General features: G+C 36.8%; 12 protein-coding genes. 9 read left to right on the top strand and 3 right to left on the bottom strand.

All coding sequences use genetic code 11. From position 1 onward, the window contains the following. The first annotated feature begins 114 nt into the window (after positions 1-114). The 9 genes from FAX86_RS07300 (at position 115) to FAX86_RS07260 (ending at position 10602) form a co-directional block, all read left to right on the top strand. On the top strand, positions 115-984 hold the full coding sequence (locus FAX86_RS07300; RefSeq protein ID WP_144392677.1) for an XrtA system polysaccharide deacetylase: 870 nt from the start codon (positions 115-117) through the stop codon (positions 982-984). Between the two features lies 1 nt (position 985). Next, on the top strand, positions 986-2020 hold the full coding sequence (locus FAX86_RS07295) for a FemAB family XrtA/PEP-CTERM system-associated protein (RefSeq protein WP_144392676.1): 1035 nt from the start codon (positions 986-988) through the stop codon (positions 2018-2020). Positions 2021-2032: 12 nt separating this feature from the next. Next, entirely contained in the window at positions 2033-3049 is a 1017-nt protein-coding gene (locus FAX86_RS07290) for a polysaccharide deacetylase family protein (protein WP_144392675.1), read from the top strand. 5 nt (positions 3050-3054) lie between these two features. Further along, complete coding sequence (locus FAX86_RS07285) at positions 3055-4314, top strand: O-antigen ligase family protein (RefSeq protein WP_144392674.1); 1260 nt, start codon at positions 3055-3057, stop codon at positions 4312-4314. Positions 4315-4327: 13 nt separating this feature from the next. Then, positions 4328-5503, top strand: coding sequence for a glycosyltransferase family 4 protein (locus FAX86_RS07280; RefSeq protein ID WP_144392673.1), 1176 nt, complete (start codon positions 4328-4330; stop codon positions 5501-5503). A gap of 6 nt (positions 5504-5509) precedes the next feature. Beyond that, positions 5510-6967 (top strand): lipopolysaccharide biosynthesis protein, encoded by a 1458-nt coding sequence (locus tag FAX86_RS07275; protein ID WP_144392672.1) that lies wholly within the window; start codon positions 5510-5512, stop codon positions 6965-6967. Between the two features lie 28 nt (positions 6968-6995). Continuing rightward, on the top strand, positions 6996-8075 hold the full coding sequence (locus tag FAX86_RS07270; RefSeq protein ID WP_144392671.1) for an acyltransferase family protein: 1080 nt from the start codon (positions 6996-6998) through the stop codon (positions 8073-8075). 296 nt (positions 8076-8371) lie between these two features. Further along, positions 8372-9706, top strand: coding sequence for a DUF1565 domain-containing protein (locus FAX86_RS07265; protein ID WP_144392670.1), 1335 nt, complete (start codon positions 8372-8374; stop codon positions 9704-9706). Then, the gene (locus FAX86_RS07260) at positions 9703-10602 is read left to right on the top strand and encodes a polysaccharide lyase (RefSeq protein ID WP_144392669.1); all 900 of its coding nucleotides are present in this window, start codon (positions 9703-9705) and stop codon (positions 10600-10602) included. Before FAX86_RS07265 ends, FAX86_RS07260 begins: the two co-directional genes overlap by 4 nt. 4 nt (positions 10603-10606) lie before the next feature. Here FAX86_RS07260 and FAX86_RS07255 read toward each other — a convergent pair whose 3' ends face one another. Genes FAX86_RS07255 through FAX86_RS07245 form a run of 3 tightly spaced genes read right to left on the bottom strand, consistent with a single transcriptional unit; the run spans position 10607 to position 13912 of the window. After that, complete coding sequence (locus FAX86_RS07255) at positions 10607-11473, bottom strand: SGNH/GDSL hydrolase family protein (RefSeq protein ID WP_144392668.1); 867 nt, start codon at positions 11471-11473, stop codon at positions 10607-10609. Between the two features lie 3 nt (positions 11474-11476). Beyond that, the gene (locus tag FAX86_RS07250; protein WP_144392667.1) at positions 11477-12931 is read right to left on the bottom strand and encodes an MBOAT family O-acyltransferase; all 1455 of its coding nucleotides are present in this window, start codon (positions 12929-12931) and stop codon (positions 11477-11479) included. 15 nt (positions 12932-12946) lie between these two features. After that, complete coding sequence (locus tag FAX86_RS07245; protein WP_164503495.1) at positions 12947-13912, bottom strand: polysaccharide deacetylase family protein; 966 nt, start codon at positions 13910-13912, stop codon at positions 12947-12949. Positions 13913-13921: the final 9 nt, after the last annotated feature.

Genomic DNA, 13921 nt, shown 5'->3' with positions numbered 1-13921 from the left:
TCATTTTATTATATAATTTAGGTTCAATACAGTTTACTTAAAAGTAAAGAACCTTAAGATTTACACCGCACAGGACAAGTGTTGTTTGTTGGCAGTTATAGGGAAAGAACATTCATGCAAAACATCCTCTCAATTGATGTAGAAGACTACTTTCAAGTAGCAGCCTTGGCTGAAACTATTCATACCGATGAATGGGAAAAAATTCCGACAAGGGTCGAAAATAATACCCTGCGTTTATTAGATATTTTCGATGAGTACAATGTAAAGGTCACTCACTTCATACTCGGCTGGGTTGCAGAGAGATATCCCGAACTGATCAAAGAAATTCACCGACGAGGTCATGAAGTAGCAAGTCACGGCTATAGCCACCAACTTATCTATGAGCAGTCTCCCGAAGTTTTTAAAGATGAAACTTTTCGTTCTAAAGCGATATTGGAAGATTTGTGTGGAGAAGAAGTTTTAGGATATCGAGCAGCAAGCTACTCAATTACGAAAAAATCATTATGGGCGCTCGATATATTGGCAGAAGTAGGATTTACCTACGATTCCAGCATATTTCCCATCGTCCACGATCGGTATGGAATACCTAATGCCCCAACTCAGCCTCATTTGGTTAAAACACCAAATGGATCAACTATTTTGGAATATCCATTGTCGACGATAAAAGCATTCGGTCAAACCATTCCTATAGCTGGCGGAGGTTACTTTCGCCTATATCCTTATTGGCTTTCGAGAATGATATATCGCCGACAACGTCGGAAAAATGAATCTTTTGTATTCTACTTACACCCTTGGGAAATTGATCCTGAACAGCCGAAAGTTGAAGTCAGTTGGTTTTCTAAATTTCGCCATTACAACAACCTTCAACATTGCGAAACAAGACTCAGAAAACTTCTTAATGAATTCAAGTTTGGCACAATGAAAGAAAAACTAGAAAGTCTTGAGCTTATAAATAATTCGAACTTAACGCCTGTGAGCTATTAGTATGTCTATTAAAATATTGACTCTCGATAAAGACAATACGCAAGCTTGGGATAGTTTTGTCAGTGAGAATAATGCTAGCCTATACCATCTGTCTCAGTGGAAAAACCTTATCGAAGAGGTTTTCGGGCATGAAACGCATTACTTATATGCAATAAACAATAGCAACAAAATTCTAGCTATCTTGCCAATTGTACAATTGAAAAGTTTTCTATTCGGGAATTATCTGGTTTCTATTCCATTTTTCAATTATGGTGGTATTTTCTCAGTCGACGATGAAGCAACGGATAAACTATTTCAGCATGCCGAAGAACTAAGGCGAAAACTAGGCTGCTCTCACATTGAATATCGACACCAAGAGAATATTAGTGATAACTTGCCAGTAAGAACTGACAAGGTCACGATGTTATTAGACTTACCGGAAGACCCAGGTACTTTGTGGAAAGCAATAGGTTCAAAACGTAGAGCCCAAGTTAAACGACCAATTCGCGAAGGCGTTGAGTTTAAAACAGGGGAAAAAGAACTCATTAACGATTTTTACACAGTCTTCAGTGAAAATATGAGAGATCTTGGAACACCGGTGTACTCAAAGAAGCTCTTTCAGGCTATTTTCGACAAGTTTCCGGATAAAGCCTCTATTGCTATTGTTTATCTTAATGATGCCCCCGTTGGCGCAGCATTTCTATTATCACACAATGGACAACAAGAAATTCCCTGGGCGTCTACACTTAGACGATATAATCGACTGGGAATTAATATGTATATGTACTGGAATATATTAGAATCTGCCATTAAGAATGGATTCAAGCGTTTTGACTTTGGACGCTCTGGCCAAGATGCAGGAACATTAAAGTTCAAAAAACAATGGGGTGCTGAAGAGCATCAACTTTACTGGCACTACAGTCTAGAAGAAGGCGAAAACATTCCAGTAATGAACCATTCAAATAAAAAATTTGAGTTAGCCATTAACTTATGGAAAAAACTGCCATTGAGCTTTACCAATCGTCTTGGACCTCTGGTCGTAAAGAATTTGCCATAAGGTGCTAATACGTTGCGCAAATTAAACATTATTTCAGATTTATTTACGACAAGCAGATTTCATCGAGTTTTTCGCTGGAGTCGTAGTAGGTTCTTTCCGATAGTTCCGATATTAACTTATCATCGCGTTATGGATATTGACGAAACCTATCCTTTCGACAGCGATTTAGTTAGCGCGACAACAGCCGAATTTCAGATGCAAATGGAGTACATAAAAAAACATTATACTCCAATAACAATGCAACAAATGATTCAACATATTGAAGGGGAAAAGCTCAATATAAAAAACCCGATACTTGTGACTTTTGATGATGGATTTTCAGATAATTACGCCACGGCTTTTCCTATCTTAAAATCACTTAATATTCCAGCAACTTTCTTTTTAACAACTAACTTCATCGATCATAATGAAGTACTTTGGTACGAAAAATTAGCCTTTATCATTAAATGCTCACATAAACAAAGTCTCGAAATTCCATCTCTCGGAAAAACATACAGTTTGAATCAACAGACACCTAGACAGGAAGTTTATACCGAAATAGTTGAAGCTTTAAAGTTATTATCTAACTCTGAACGCCAGAATACTTTAGAAGATTTATTTGCTCTCAATAAATCTACGTTAGAAAAAATGGATAACTTTAAACATTTAAGCATGCCTATGACTTGGGATAATATTCGAGAAATGAATGATTCTGGAATGGACTTTGGTTCACACACATTATCACATCCTATTTTATCGACTATTAGTCCAGAGCAATTAAAGATCGAGCTGATAGAATCCAAAAAGAGAATCGAGTCGGAGTTAAACCAGAAGGTAGATTCCATTGCTTATCCAGTTGGCCAGAGAGAGTCAACATCAAAAAATGTAGAGCAAGAAGTAGAGAAAGCAAACTATAAGATAGGTTTTTCGTATATCGATGGTGTTGATAATCGAAGTAAATTTTCACTAGGTCGAATTCATGTTGATTACAACATGCCGATGTCTTTTTTCAAATCCAAACTTATTTTGCCTGCTTTGTTTTGTGATTAATAATTATGGATAGTGACGTTTTTCTAAATGAAAAAAAAGACAATCCAAAATGGTATTTTATCATTTTGATAGCTTTCGTCTTTTTTGACTTGGTGAAACCTCAAGACTTCATACCTGGTTTAGGTATGTTTAGCTTCCCAATGCTTCTTACTTTAGCGCTATCGTTCATTTTTGTTATCGAGAAAAAAAGCTACTTAAGACAAGATAAAGGCTACATATTATTTATTCTATTTTGGGTGTTAGTATCTGCATCCATTCTTTATGCCACCAATACTAGAGCAACTTATGGCGCTAGCATGCTCTTATTCTGGATAGGCTTATCATTTGTTTTCCCGCTAGCGGCAATACTCAATAATCAAGAAAAATTAGAAAAGTTTATATTTTTTTGGTTAATCGCAAATGTAATGCTTGCTCTAGTCGTAATAAGAAATGGCGGTACTGGACCAGGTGGATACATGCGTGATGAAAATGACGTCTGTCTTGCCTTAATTATGGCTTTACCCTATGCCTATTTCGGCCTTTTTATGGACAATATAACAAAAAAACAAAAGGCCTTAATAACTTTAGCAGCAATAATCATACTTACTGCTATTTTGGTTACTCAGTCTAGAGGTGGTCTACTGGGGTTAGTTGCCGTAATTGGTATGTTTACATTAATGTCTAAACGCCCGGTAAAAAATGGACTCTTAATTTTACTCTGTACCGCCATCATCGGTGGAACAATAATTAGTATGCTTCCACCCGATTATATTAGTGACATGGCTGGTATAACTAATACAGAAGATTCAACCGCTGATGAACGCTTATGGTCTTGGAGTATTGGTTGGGTGATGTATCTGGAGAATCCGTTTTTTGGCACAGGTGCTGCAAACTATCCTTGGACCAACCATTTTTACTATGAAATGAGTCCAATGTGGGAGCCTGGCCGCCGTTTTATGGGGGGAAGAGCAGCACACTCTGTTTATTTTACAGTTTTACCAGAACTTGGAACGCTTGGAACGATTTTATTTTTTGCTGTAATAAAAGTGATTTATAATCGCTGCCGAGACGTTAGAAAGTCACTTTCAAGCCATCTTGATGTAACTGAATTCAAAAAGTTTTATTTATTGTTCAGTGCCTACTTATGTTCACTCATTGGTTTTTTAATTGCGGGAGCATTTATATCGGTTTTGTATTATCCCTTTATTTGGTACTTGTTGGGTATGACTTTAGTCAGTCATAGAATATATAAAAATAATATTTTGCTTAAAATTCAAAATAGTTAAATCGGAATAGTTAATGGTTGATAGTAAACCGTATGTTTTATTTATAGAAACAGGTTACAAATATAATATAGAGAATCTCTATAAGCACAAGTGTGAATTAATTTCTAAAAACTTTCGCGGTCAAGTAATTACATTCGGAGATCAAGGTGACTATCAATACGATGATGTAAAGATCAAGGTTTTTCCAATCTTATCGGCACCGAAATTAATTGCTCGCTATATTCGCTGGTTACTTAAAATAATTATGCTTCTTAGGACATTTCTATTTTCTGCTTATTATGCAAGAAAGCGAGTCAAACAGAATAAAGATTTAGATTTAATTGTAACTTATGACCCACTAACAACCGGTGTGATGGGTGTTCTTGTCTCAAAGCTCACAAAAGTACCTTTGGTAGTCGAAGTTAACGGTGACTACACTGACTGGACTAATTTCAGTCATATTAAAAATAAATACTGGCGTAGTCTAAAACGCAAGTTAGCTATACGAACGCAAAAATTCGTTTTTAAACACTGCGCAGGCATCAAATTATTGTATAAAACACAAATAGATTGGGCAAAAAAACATACAAAAAATAAGCAAGTCAAAGTTTACCCTAACTATTTAAACATTAGAAATTTTAAGTTTATCGATGAGAATAAAACCATATCAATTATTGGGTTTCCATTCGATGTAAAAGGTATTGATATTGCGATAGCAGCTTTTAAAGAAGTTTCTGACAAATATCCAGATTGGCAATTGGAAATACTAGGATATTATCCCGACAATGAAAAGGAATTGATTGAAAAGCATATTAATGGGCATAAACGAATAACTCGCTTAACCCCCATAGATAGAAAGCTCATGGAAGAGTATGTTGGAAAAACTGGCATCGTATTATGCGCTTCAAGAACCGAAGGCTTTCCCAGGGTAATAAAAGAAGCAATGATGGCTAGAAAACCTTGTATCGTGAGCGATGTTGGTGGTTTAGGTGAAGTGTTTTCCAATGGTCAAAATGGTTTGATGTTTGAGAGCGAAAACATTGATGAACTAGCCGAACGCTTAAGAACGCTCATTGATGACGATTCACTTAGAAAAAAACTCGGAAAGAACGCCGAAGTCTTCGCTAAAGCCTCTTATAGTGATGAAGCATTTATTAATAATGTATCAAGTTTTTATAACGACGTTATAAAAGCTAATCAGAGCTCTTAATTAGCCATGGCCGATAGCGATTCTATAGAGCATAAGACACTGACTGGTGGAAAAGCCTATGCTTTTATTAGTATTTTCTCCCAGATTATTTCTTGGGTTTTTACATTTGTTGTTATTCGACTTTTAGATCCTCAAGATTACGGATTAATGTCAATGGCGTCTTTTTTGACGTCATTTATTTTTGTCTTTAGCAATCTTGGGCTCGGTGCTGGAGTCGTACAAAGAGAAACTGTTAATCAAGCTGAACTATCGAGTGTATTTTGGTTTTCTATTCTAGTTGGATTAATAATGTCTATCGCAGTGTTTGGGCTGGCCTACCCAAATGCGTTAATTTTCGAAAATGAACAACTCGTCCCCATAACGCAACTTGTTTCCATAATGTTTATTACGTCTTCCATTGGAACAGTCCCTCAAAATATTCTGAGCCGAAATTACCAATTCAAAGACATCGCATTGATAAACATGTCTGCTTCGTTTATCACAAGTATTATTAGTGTTTGGATGGCCTATTCAGGATTCGGGGTTTATACATTAATTTACTCAGCAATTCTATTGGGGCTTATCAAGTCTATCGGATACTTGTGGGTCAGCAAATGGATACCGAGCGTAGCTTTTAGTCTTCAATTAGTTAAACCATTCTTGAAATTTGGTGTAACTTTATCGATAGCAGACTCCATCACTCGACTACTCGAGACATTCGATAGGTTAATTATTGGAAAACTCTACAATGAAGTATTACTTGGTTATTATGCAACGGCTATAAATCTCTCAAGTATGCCAATAGACAAACTTTCACCGTTAATTAACCCGGTGTTACTACCCATGTTTTCTCGTTGGCAGAATGATTCTGAAAAGAGTTCAAGTGCCTATCTTAAAGTACTTAAGTACTATTTATTTTTGATGTCGCATATTTATATGGGAGCACTCTTAGTCGCTGACAATTTAATTTTAGTTGTGCTTGGTGAAAAGTGGGTAAACACTACCTATATATTCAAAGGTTTCTGTATCGTTCAACTTTTTAAAGTGCTGTCTTCATACCATAAAGTTTTACTAACCTCTCAGGGCAAAGCATCACAAATACTTAAATATGATGTGGTTATGACTATTTTACTCATGCTTTCTATCCTTATAGCGGCTCTGGACAGCTTTGAATCTGTAGTCATTGCATGGGTTTCAGTTTATCCCGTTGTTACCATTATTTGGATGCTAACAAGCCTTTCAAATTCGGGTGTTGCAATTAGCAACTATAGCAAAACAATCTTGATTGGTTCGGTATCGTCAATTGTAATGTTTGCTGTAACATTTGCTTCGCAGTGGTTATTTAGAGACTTTTATCAAAGCATGACTGCGGTGTATCAGTTAATATTTCAATTTTCACTCGCTGGCTTCACTTTTTTAATATTTGTAGCGGCGTTTCAAAGAAATATTGTTGTCGAGTTGTTGCAACTATTTAAAAGCAGATAAGATATAAAATTATTGAGGGAACGACATAATGCGACTTATTGAATTGGATTTATTTCGGTTTATTGCGGCACTCGGTGTGGTACTGTTTCATTATGTTGCCTGGTTTGTCATTGACAATCCCTCGAGCTCGACTCTTTTAGATAGCATCTATTTGATTGCCCAATATGGCTTTCTCGGTGTTCCCCTATTTTTTATGATCAGCGGTTTTGTTATTTTAGCTTCTGCTTTTAATAGAAATAATATCGAATTCGCCGCCGCTCGGTTTGCTCGCTTATATCCTATCTATTGGTTGTGTGTGTCAATCACAGCACTCGCCGTTTGGTTGATTGGAGACAGTGCTTCAGCAGTAGAGCTCAAGCAGTACATTGTAAACATGACCATGCTTCAAAGCTTTGTCAAAGTATCGAATATTGATGGTGTTTACTGGACATTAGCAAAAGAATTGCAATTCTATTTCTGTATTTTCTTATTAATTAGCTTTGGTGTTATACGACGCGCAAAAATATGGGTATCAATATGGTTTATTGCGACAATAACGTTTCTTTTATTCAAACAACCGTTTTTTATGGGATGGTTTATTTCACCTGAATACTCTGCTTTTTTCATCGCCGGCGTATGTAGCTTTTTAATGTATAACAAACAAGACACTTTATTTTTTACAATAATTTATTTTTTAACTCTACCTCTCGCCGCCGTATCGACGTATCAAACGTCACCTGGATTTTTAGCCAACGCCACAGAATTTGAGCGATATGTATCTATCGGAGTCGTCGTCGTATTCTATGTTGCATTTTGGCTACTTGCTTCAGGTAAAATAAAGTTTCATCAGCAATGGCACGGCTCCATTATTTCATTGGGCGCTCTGACCTATCCGTTGTACCTTATTCACAACCGAGCCGGAAAAATTCTTTTGGATTATTTAGAACCCTTTATCGGTCCAGAGTTAGCGGTTTTAGTGTCAACGCTTTTAATGTTAGTAATTTCTTACTTAATGGTTATTCACTTTGAGCAACGCGTCGCAAAACCTTTGAAAATTGCTTTATTAAAACTCACGAACAAGCTCTCGTTTTTAACCTTCTTTAGCCATCGAAACAAGGTTAAGAGTTAACTTTGAAACTTATATGATGTGTTTTTAATAGAGCATTTTTGTATAAACGAAATAATTTAAACGTTTAAGGTCTCAGTTAAATATATCATTTTTGATATATATGAGTTATAAATAATATTGGTGAGACCCCTCTCACAAAATATACGAGAATACATTAAGTAATTTAGGGACGAACCGATACTAGTTTATAATTTAGCCTTAATGAGTGTGCATTTCGGAATCTGATTATTCAAGGTAATGGAAGACTCAGTTCTGAATTGGCGCAGATTCAGATCGCATAAATGTGAGGAATAACTATGAAACTCCCATTCAGATTCATGTTAGCTATGATAATACTGATTGTTGCAGGTCCTCTGTTCGCAGCAACCTATTATGTAGATAACCAACACGAATCAGCAAGTGATGCCAACAGCGGGAGTGAGAGCTCACCTTGGCTCACTATTCAAAAAGCAGCAAATACTGTTCAGGCAGGTGATACAGTAATTGTTAAAGAAGGAGTCTATACAGAGCTCTCAAATCAATCTCCAGGTACCGACGTAAGAGGTTTAAAACCCCAAAATTCAGGTACTGCAAACGCGCCTATCATTTATCAAGCCAATCCTGGTGACTCAGTTATTATTGATCAGTCAAATGGCGGCATCGGTTTCTATATTTCTGGACGCTCCTATATCACTGTGAAAGGATTTATCATAAGAAATATTCGTGGCCGTACTGATTTTTCGGCAGGAATAATGACCGCTGCTAATGCTTCCCATATAACGCTAGAAGACAATATTATTTTTAATATTGATGGTATCGCCGGTGCAAATGTCGCGGGAATTCGATTTGATAATACAACATTTTCTACAGCACGCAATAATTTGATTCACAATGTAACTGTAGACGGCGTAAGTAACCAGAATGCTTCTGCAATTACCAGTTTCGGTATGGAAGATGTCATCATTGAAAAAAACACCATGTACAACGCCTACAACGGTGTCTATCACAAACGCTCCTCAGGTGGCACGGGGGCATTAATTCGCTTTAACATTATTCATACAGTGACTCGCGGATTATTCTATGACGTCGCCGGCACAGGAAATGCTCCTCATGTTAATCAACGAATAACGCAAAATGTAATTTATGGTGTAAAAGATGCGATAAGGCTTGATGCTAGTGACGCATCAGGCGTTAATGATGGATTCCATGTGTGGAACAATACAATCACAGCTGACGGTTCAGCGATATGGATTGAAAACGTTAAAAACGCGAATATTTATAATAATCTAGTTTTCGGTCCATTAGGAAAAAGTGCGTTCCGGACAGGTCCTACCAATGCTCAAATTAGCGAATTAAACTTCAATAATTATCACGATGCTGAACAATTCGTTTTGAATGTATTTACCGATAATGAAAAACGTTATAACTCTTTTAGCTCTTGGAAAAGTAGCGAGAGTTTCGACCAAAACAGCACAAACGTCGACCCAGTATTTGTTGATAAGTCTGCCAGGAATTATCGCTTATCTCCTGATTCTCCATTAATTGGTGCGGGAAAAGAAGCGGTAACCATCGGCGCTTACATAACAGGCCGAGAGGAGATCGGTTATGTGGGAAAGCGCCCAAAGACGCCAACAGGAGTTAGCGTCGAATGATAAATAGATACTGTCTACTTTTAATATTAGGTGCTTCAGCAAATTCTGTGCTTGGAGACGAATCATTTTGTCCCCAGGGCTCTAGCCCAAATCCAGCGGTATTATTTTGCGATAGCTTTGAGACCCAAGGAAATTCAGAATTACAAATTGACGCCAGCCGCTATTACGACTTTGATAATGACGAAGGTGACTTTATTCGCTCAACAGAAGAATCAGCTCATGGCAATTACTCAGCCAGAGTACTTTGGCAACCAGGAGAGCAAAGCGCTGGAGCAATGCATGTCAACTTCGGACGTTCACCCCTAAATAGCACGATTCAATCTGATCAGAACTTTTCTGAAATATACTGGCGTTTTTACGTGAAACTTCCAAACGATTTTGAAGGTTATCCCGACAAATTAAGCAGAATTACGATTATGGCTAATTCCAACTGGGCACAAGCAATGATTGGTCATGTCTGGGCAAACTCTTCGAGACGTGACCACCTACAAATTGACCCAGTATCAGGAATCAAAAACGACCAGCTCGTAACAACAAAATACAATGACTTTGCTAATTTTACCTGGCTGGGTGCCTTAGATGCTGATACAACCTTTCAAAAAGGAGATTGGGTATGCGTAGAATCTCGAGTTAAGCTCAATGACTCAGGTTTAACTAACGGTGAATTTGAACTGTTTATTAATGGCGACTCAAGTGCATCCAAAACCAATATTAACTGGGTTGGAAATTGGGATAGCTATGGTTTGAATGCCATAATGTTATCGAATTATTGGAATGGCGATGGCTCTCCTAGAGAACAAACTCGATATATCGATGCATTAGTCATATCAACTCAACGGATAGGCTGCCTTTCTGAAGTCAGGCCTAATCCACCTTCTGACGTAACCGTCCAGTAACTTATTATCGAATTTCGCCAATTAGCTCTGCTAACTTGGCCCCGCCTCTTCGATTCAAATGATCTTGATTTAAAAAGTAGTCTGGACGATCTTTAAACTCATGCTTGAAGTCCAATACTCTAATTTGATTTTCTTTGGCTAATTGCAAAACTTGCTTATCATCTTGATTGACCAAATTAAGATAGACACCACTTAACGGATATCGAATTCCAATGATTTCGATATTGTTGTCACGACATTTTTGAACTATTTCTGAAAACTTTTGGCGCATTAATTCAGAGTATCCCGAATAGTTAAATTGAAGCTCATAACGCGACTGGGCAATTCTCTTTCTCGCTTCCAAAGGTAACTCACTCCATTCGGTATCTTCACCGACCTCTTCTGGCTTTAAGATACGTTTAATCTGGGACTTAGCAAATGAGTTTAGATAGTCTCTAACCTTAGGGTTCAGTAAAACAAAATATCTCTGCAAGACTTCTTTAATCAACGAATAGTCGGAAATTATAGTAGTGAAACTAAGGTACTTAATGGAACGGTCGTTGTTATTATGCTTGTCCCTATAGGGAGAGAGAATGTGGTCATCTAATGTAATGTATACTTTTTTTACTTGAGTATTTTCGATTAAATAATCGAGTTTTCTTGCCATATCGCTGTACGAGTCACTTGCTGCAGAAAAATTATATATGCCATATTTTTCAGCAAAATCATTTATAGCTAAACCGTGAGAGTCAGCAAGAATGTACTCATCAAATTTCAAGCTACTTTCCTCGTAAGGAGCAAAATAGCCTGGCGTAACGGCTACCAGAACAATTATATTAATTGCGATAACAACAATTAAGAATTTAAAGCCATTTATCAAAAATCGTTTCATAATTTAAAACTGAAAGTAAATAAATTCTAGGGACGATGAGTAATTACCGAACATATAAATAGACAACATAACACCCAAATATACAATCCATCTTATGGAGCGACTCGAGATAACATCAACTTTGGCCAGAGGATGATCTCTATCTCTTCCTAACCATTCAACACACATAAATGCCGATACTAGTAATAAAGTTCCCATAGCTTGATAAAATTGATCCATCACAAATGGATCAAACAACTTAACCGAAAATATTGTCGATAAATAGCTTATTGCATGCGTCATATTCTCAGCCCTAAAAAACACCCAGGCTAGTACCACCAATAAAAACGTAATAGACATTTGAGTAAACTCCTTAAATGTTGGTAATAGCTTATCTTTCGCCACAATTTCGATGTACTCTCGATTTTTATCAGCTAACAAAATAGGAATGTAGTATAAAGCATGTAGTGCCCCCCAAATAATAAAGGTCCAGTTAGCACCGTGCCAGAAGCCGGATACCAAAAAGATAACAAACACATTTCTTATTTTTTTTGCTTGTCCAACTCGGCTCCCACCAAGCGGAATGTATACGTAATCCCTAAACCAACTGGAAAGAGAAATATGCCAACGTCTCCAAAACTCTGAAATATCACGAGAAAAATATGGATAAGCAAAGTTTCTTCGTAACTCAAAGCCAAACAATCGCGCTGTACCGATTGCTATATCTGAGTAACCTGAAAAGTCACCATAAATTTGAAAAGCAAAAAAGATTGCGCCTAAAAGCAAGACTCCACCGGATAAATCAGCAGACCCATTAAAAATCATATTAGCATAAATAGCACAATTGTCTGCGATGACAATTTTCTTGAAAAATCCCCACAAGATTTGTCGCATACCATCCACTGCGTGGGTATAGCTGAACTTTCGTTCAACATCGAATTGATGCAAAAGGTGGGTCGCTCTTTCAATAGGACCGGCAACTAATTGTGGGAAAAAGCTAACAAAAGCGCACACTGATAAGAACTCACGATCAGCATGTAATTTTCTTCGATATATATCTATTGTATAACTTAATGTTTGAAAAGTATAAAAGCTAATACCTACTGGAAGAATGATATCAAGCCCACGTGTCGACAGCTCGAAGCCGAAGAATGTAAATGCTTGAACGAAACTATCAACAAAGAAGTTGTAATACTTAAAAAATCCTAATAAGCCGAGGTTAACCGTAATACTGGTAAATAAAAGTAGTCGTCGACCCGTTTGATTATGAGTTTTATCTAAAAACCGTCCAATCGTGTAATCAACAACGGTACTGATTAATATTAATGATAGAAATCTCCAATCCCACCAGCCATAAAATACGTAACTAGCAATGATTAAGATAATATTTTGCAGTCGAATGTTTTTACTCGATGCAAGCCAATAAAGAGCAAAAACTATTGGCAGAAAGATTAGGAAGTCTATGGAATTGAAAAGCATTCAAGTAGTCACTTATTAACGTAAAACTTTTCGGATAAAAGTTGCAAAGCCACACATTTCAGCTTCAAATTCTATCTGTTTAATAGATTCACTGTCTAAAAACCGATTAAGCTCATATACATTAACCGATGAATCGTTTAGTCCCGCTTTAACAGTTGTTGCTGAATGCACATCAATCGAACGCATCATTTCGAATTGAGCTTCTGCATACACTCCACTTGGATAACAAAAGTGATGAGTATTTTCACCCACAATATCAATGATTCGCTTGCGATTCTCTAATATTTCTAATTTCGATTTATCAATGTTATCTGGAGGAAAAGTATGCCGATGAGTATGAAGCTCAATTGCGACACCACGCTTTACTAATTCCTGGCATTCTTGAATTGTCACGTATTTGAAGCAACTGTTATCAAAAATCCATTTAGCATCTACTTTAAGCAAAGACATTAAGTCAACGAGAAGCTGCTGTCTTTCTTTTGCGTTACAGTGGTTATTAGCATAATTATAAACATCGTCATAAAACAAACTTCGACTGGCATCTGTTGATAAATCGTAATCTTTCGTTTCATTCAGCTTAGTAAATTCAAATTTTGTGCTTGATTCACTCGTTACACCAAGTAAATACTGAAAAACAATATTAAAAACCTGAGTTTGTTTATCGACATAATACGTAGAAAGATACAGTGTCCATGGAAGGTTCTGTGAATACATAAACTCAGAAATTTCCGAATAGACTCCTGACCAGCCATCATCAAAAGTTATCACTGTCGCACAATCGGGGTAGGATTCTCTCTTAAGATTTTTTACGCCTTCATCTAAAGTGATTACCGGATATCTTGCGCTTTTAAGATATTTCATTCTTTTTTCGAAAGTATTACGAGTGATAAAAAGCTTATCAAAGAACTCGTGTTCTTTATCCAGCGAAACGCCATGATAACAGAGTATCCTAAGCTTGCTTGACGTCAGCTTACGAAACACAAAGAACAC

Source organism: Pleionea sediminis (assembly GCF_007570825.1).
In the GTDB taxonomy this organism is placed as follows: domain Bacteria; phylum Pseudomonadota; class Gammaproteobacteria; order Enterobacterales; family Kangiellaceae; genus Pleionea; species Pleionea sediminis.
This window is presented reverse-complemented; position numbering and strand designations above follow the sequence as displayed.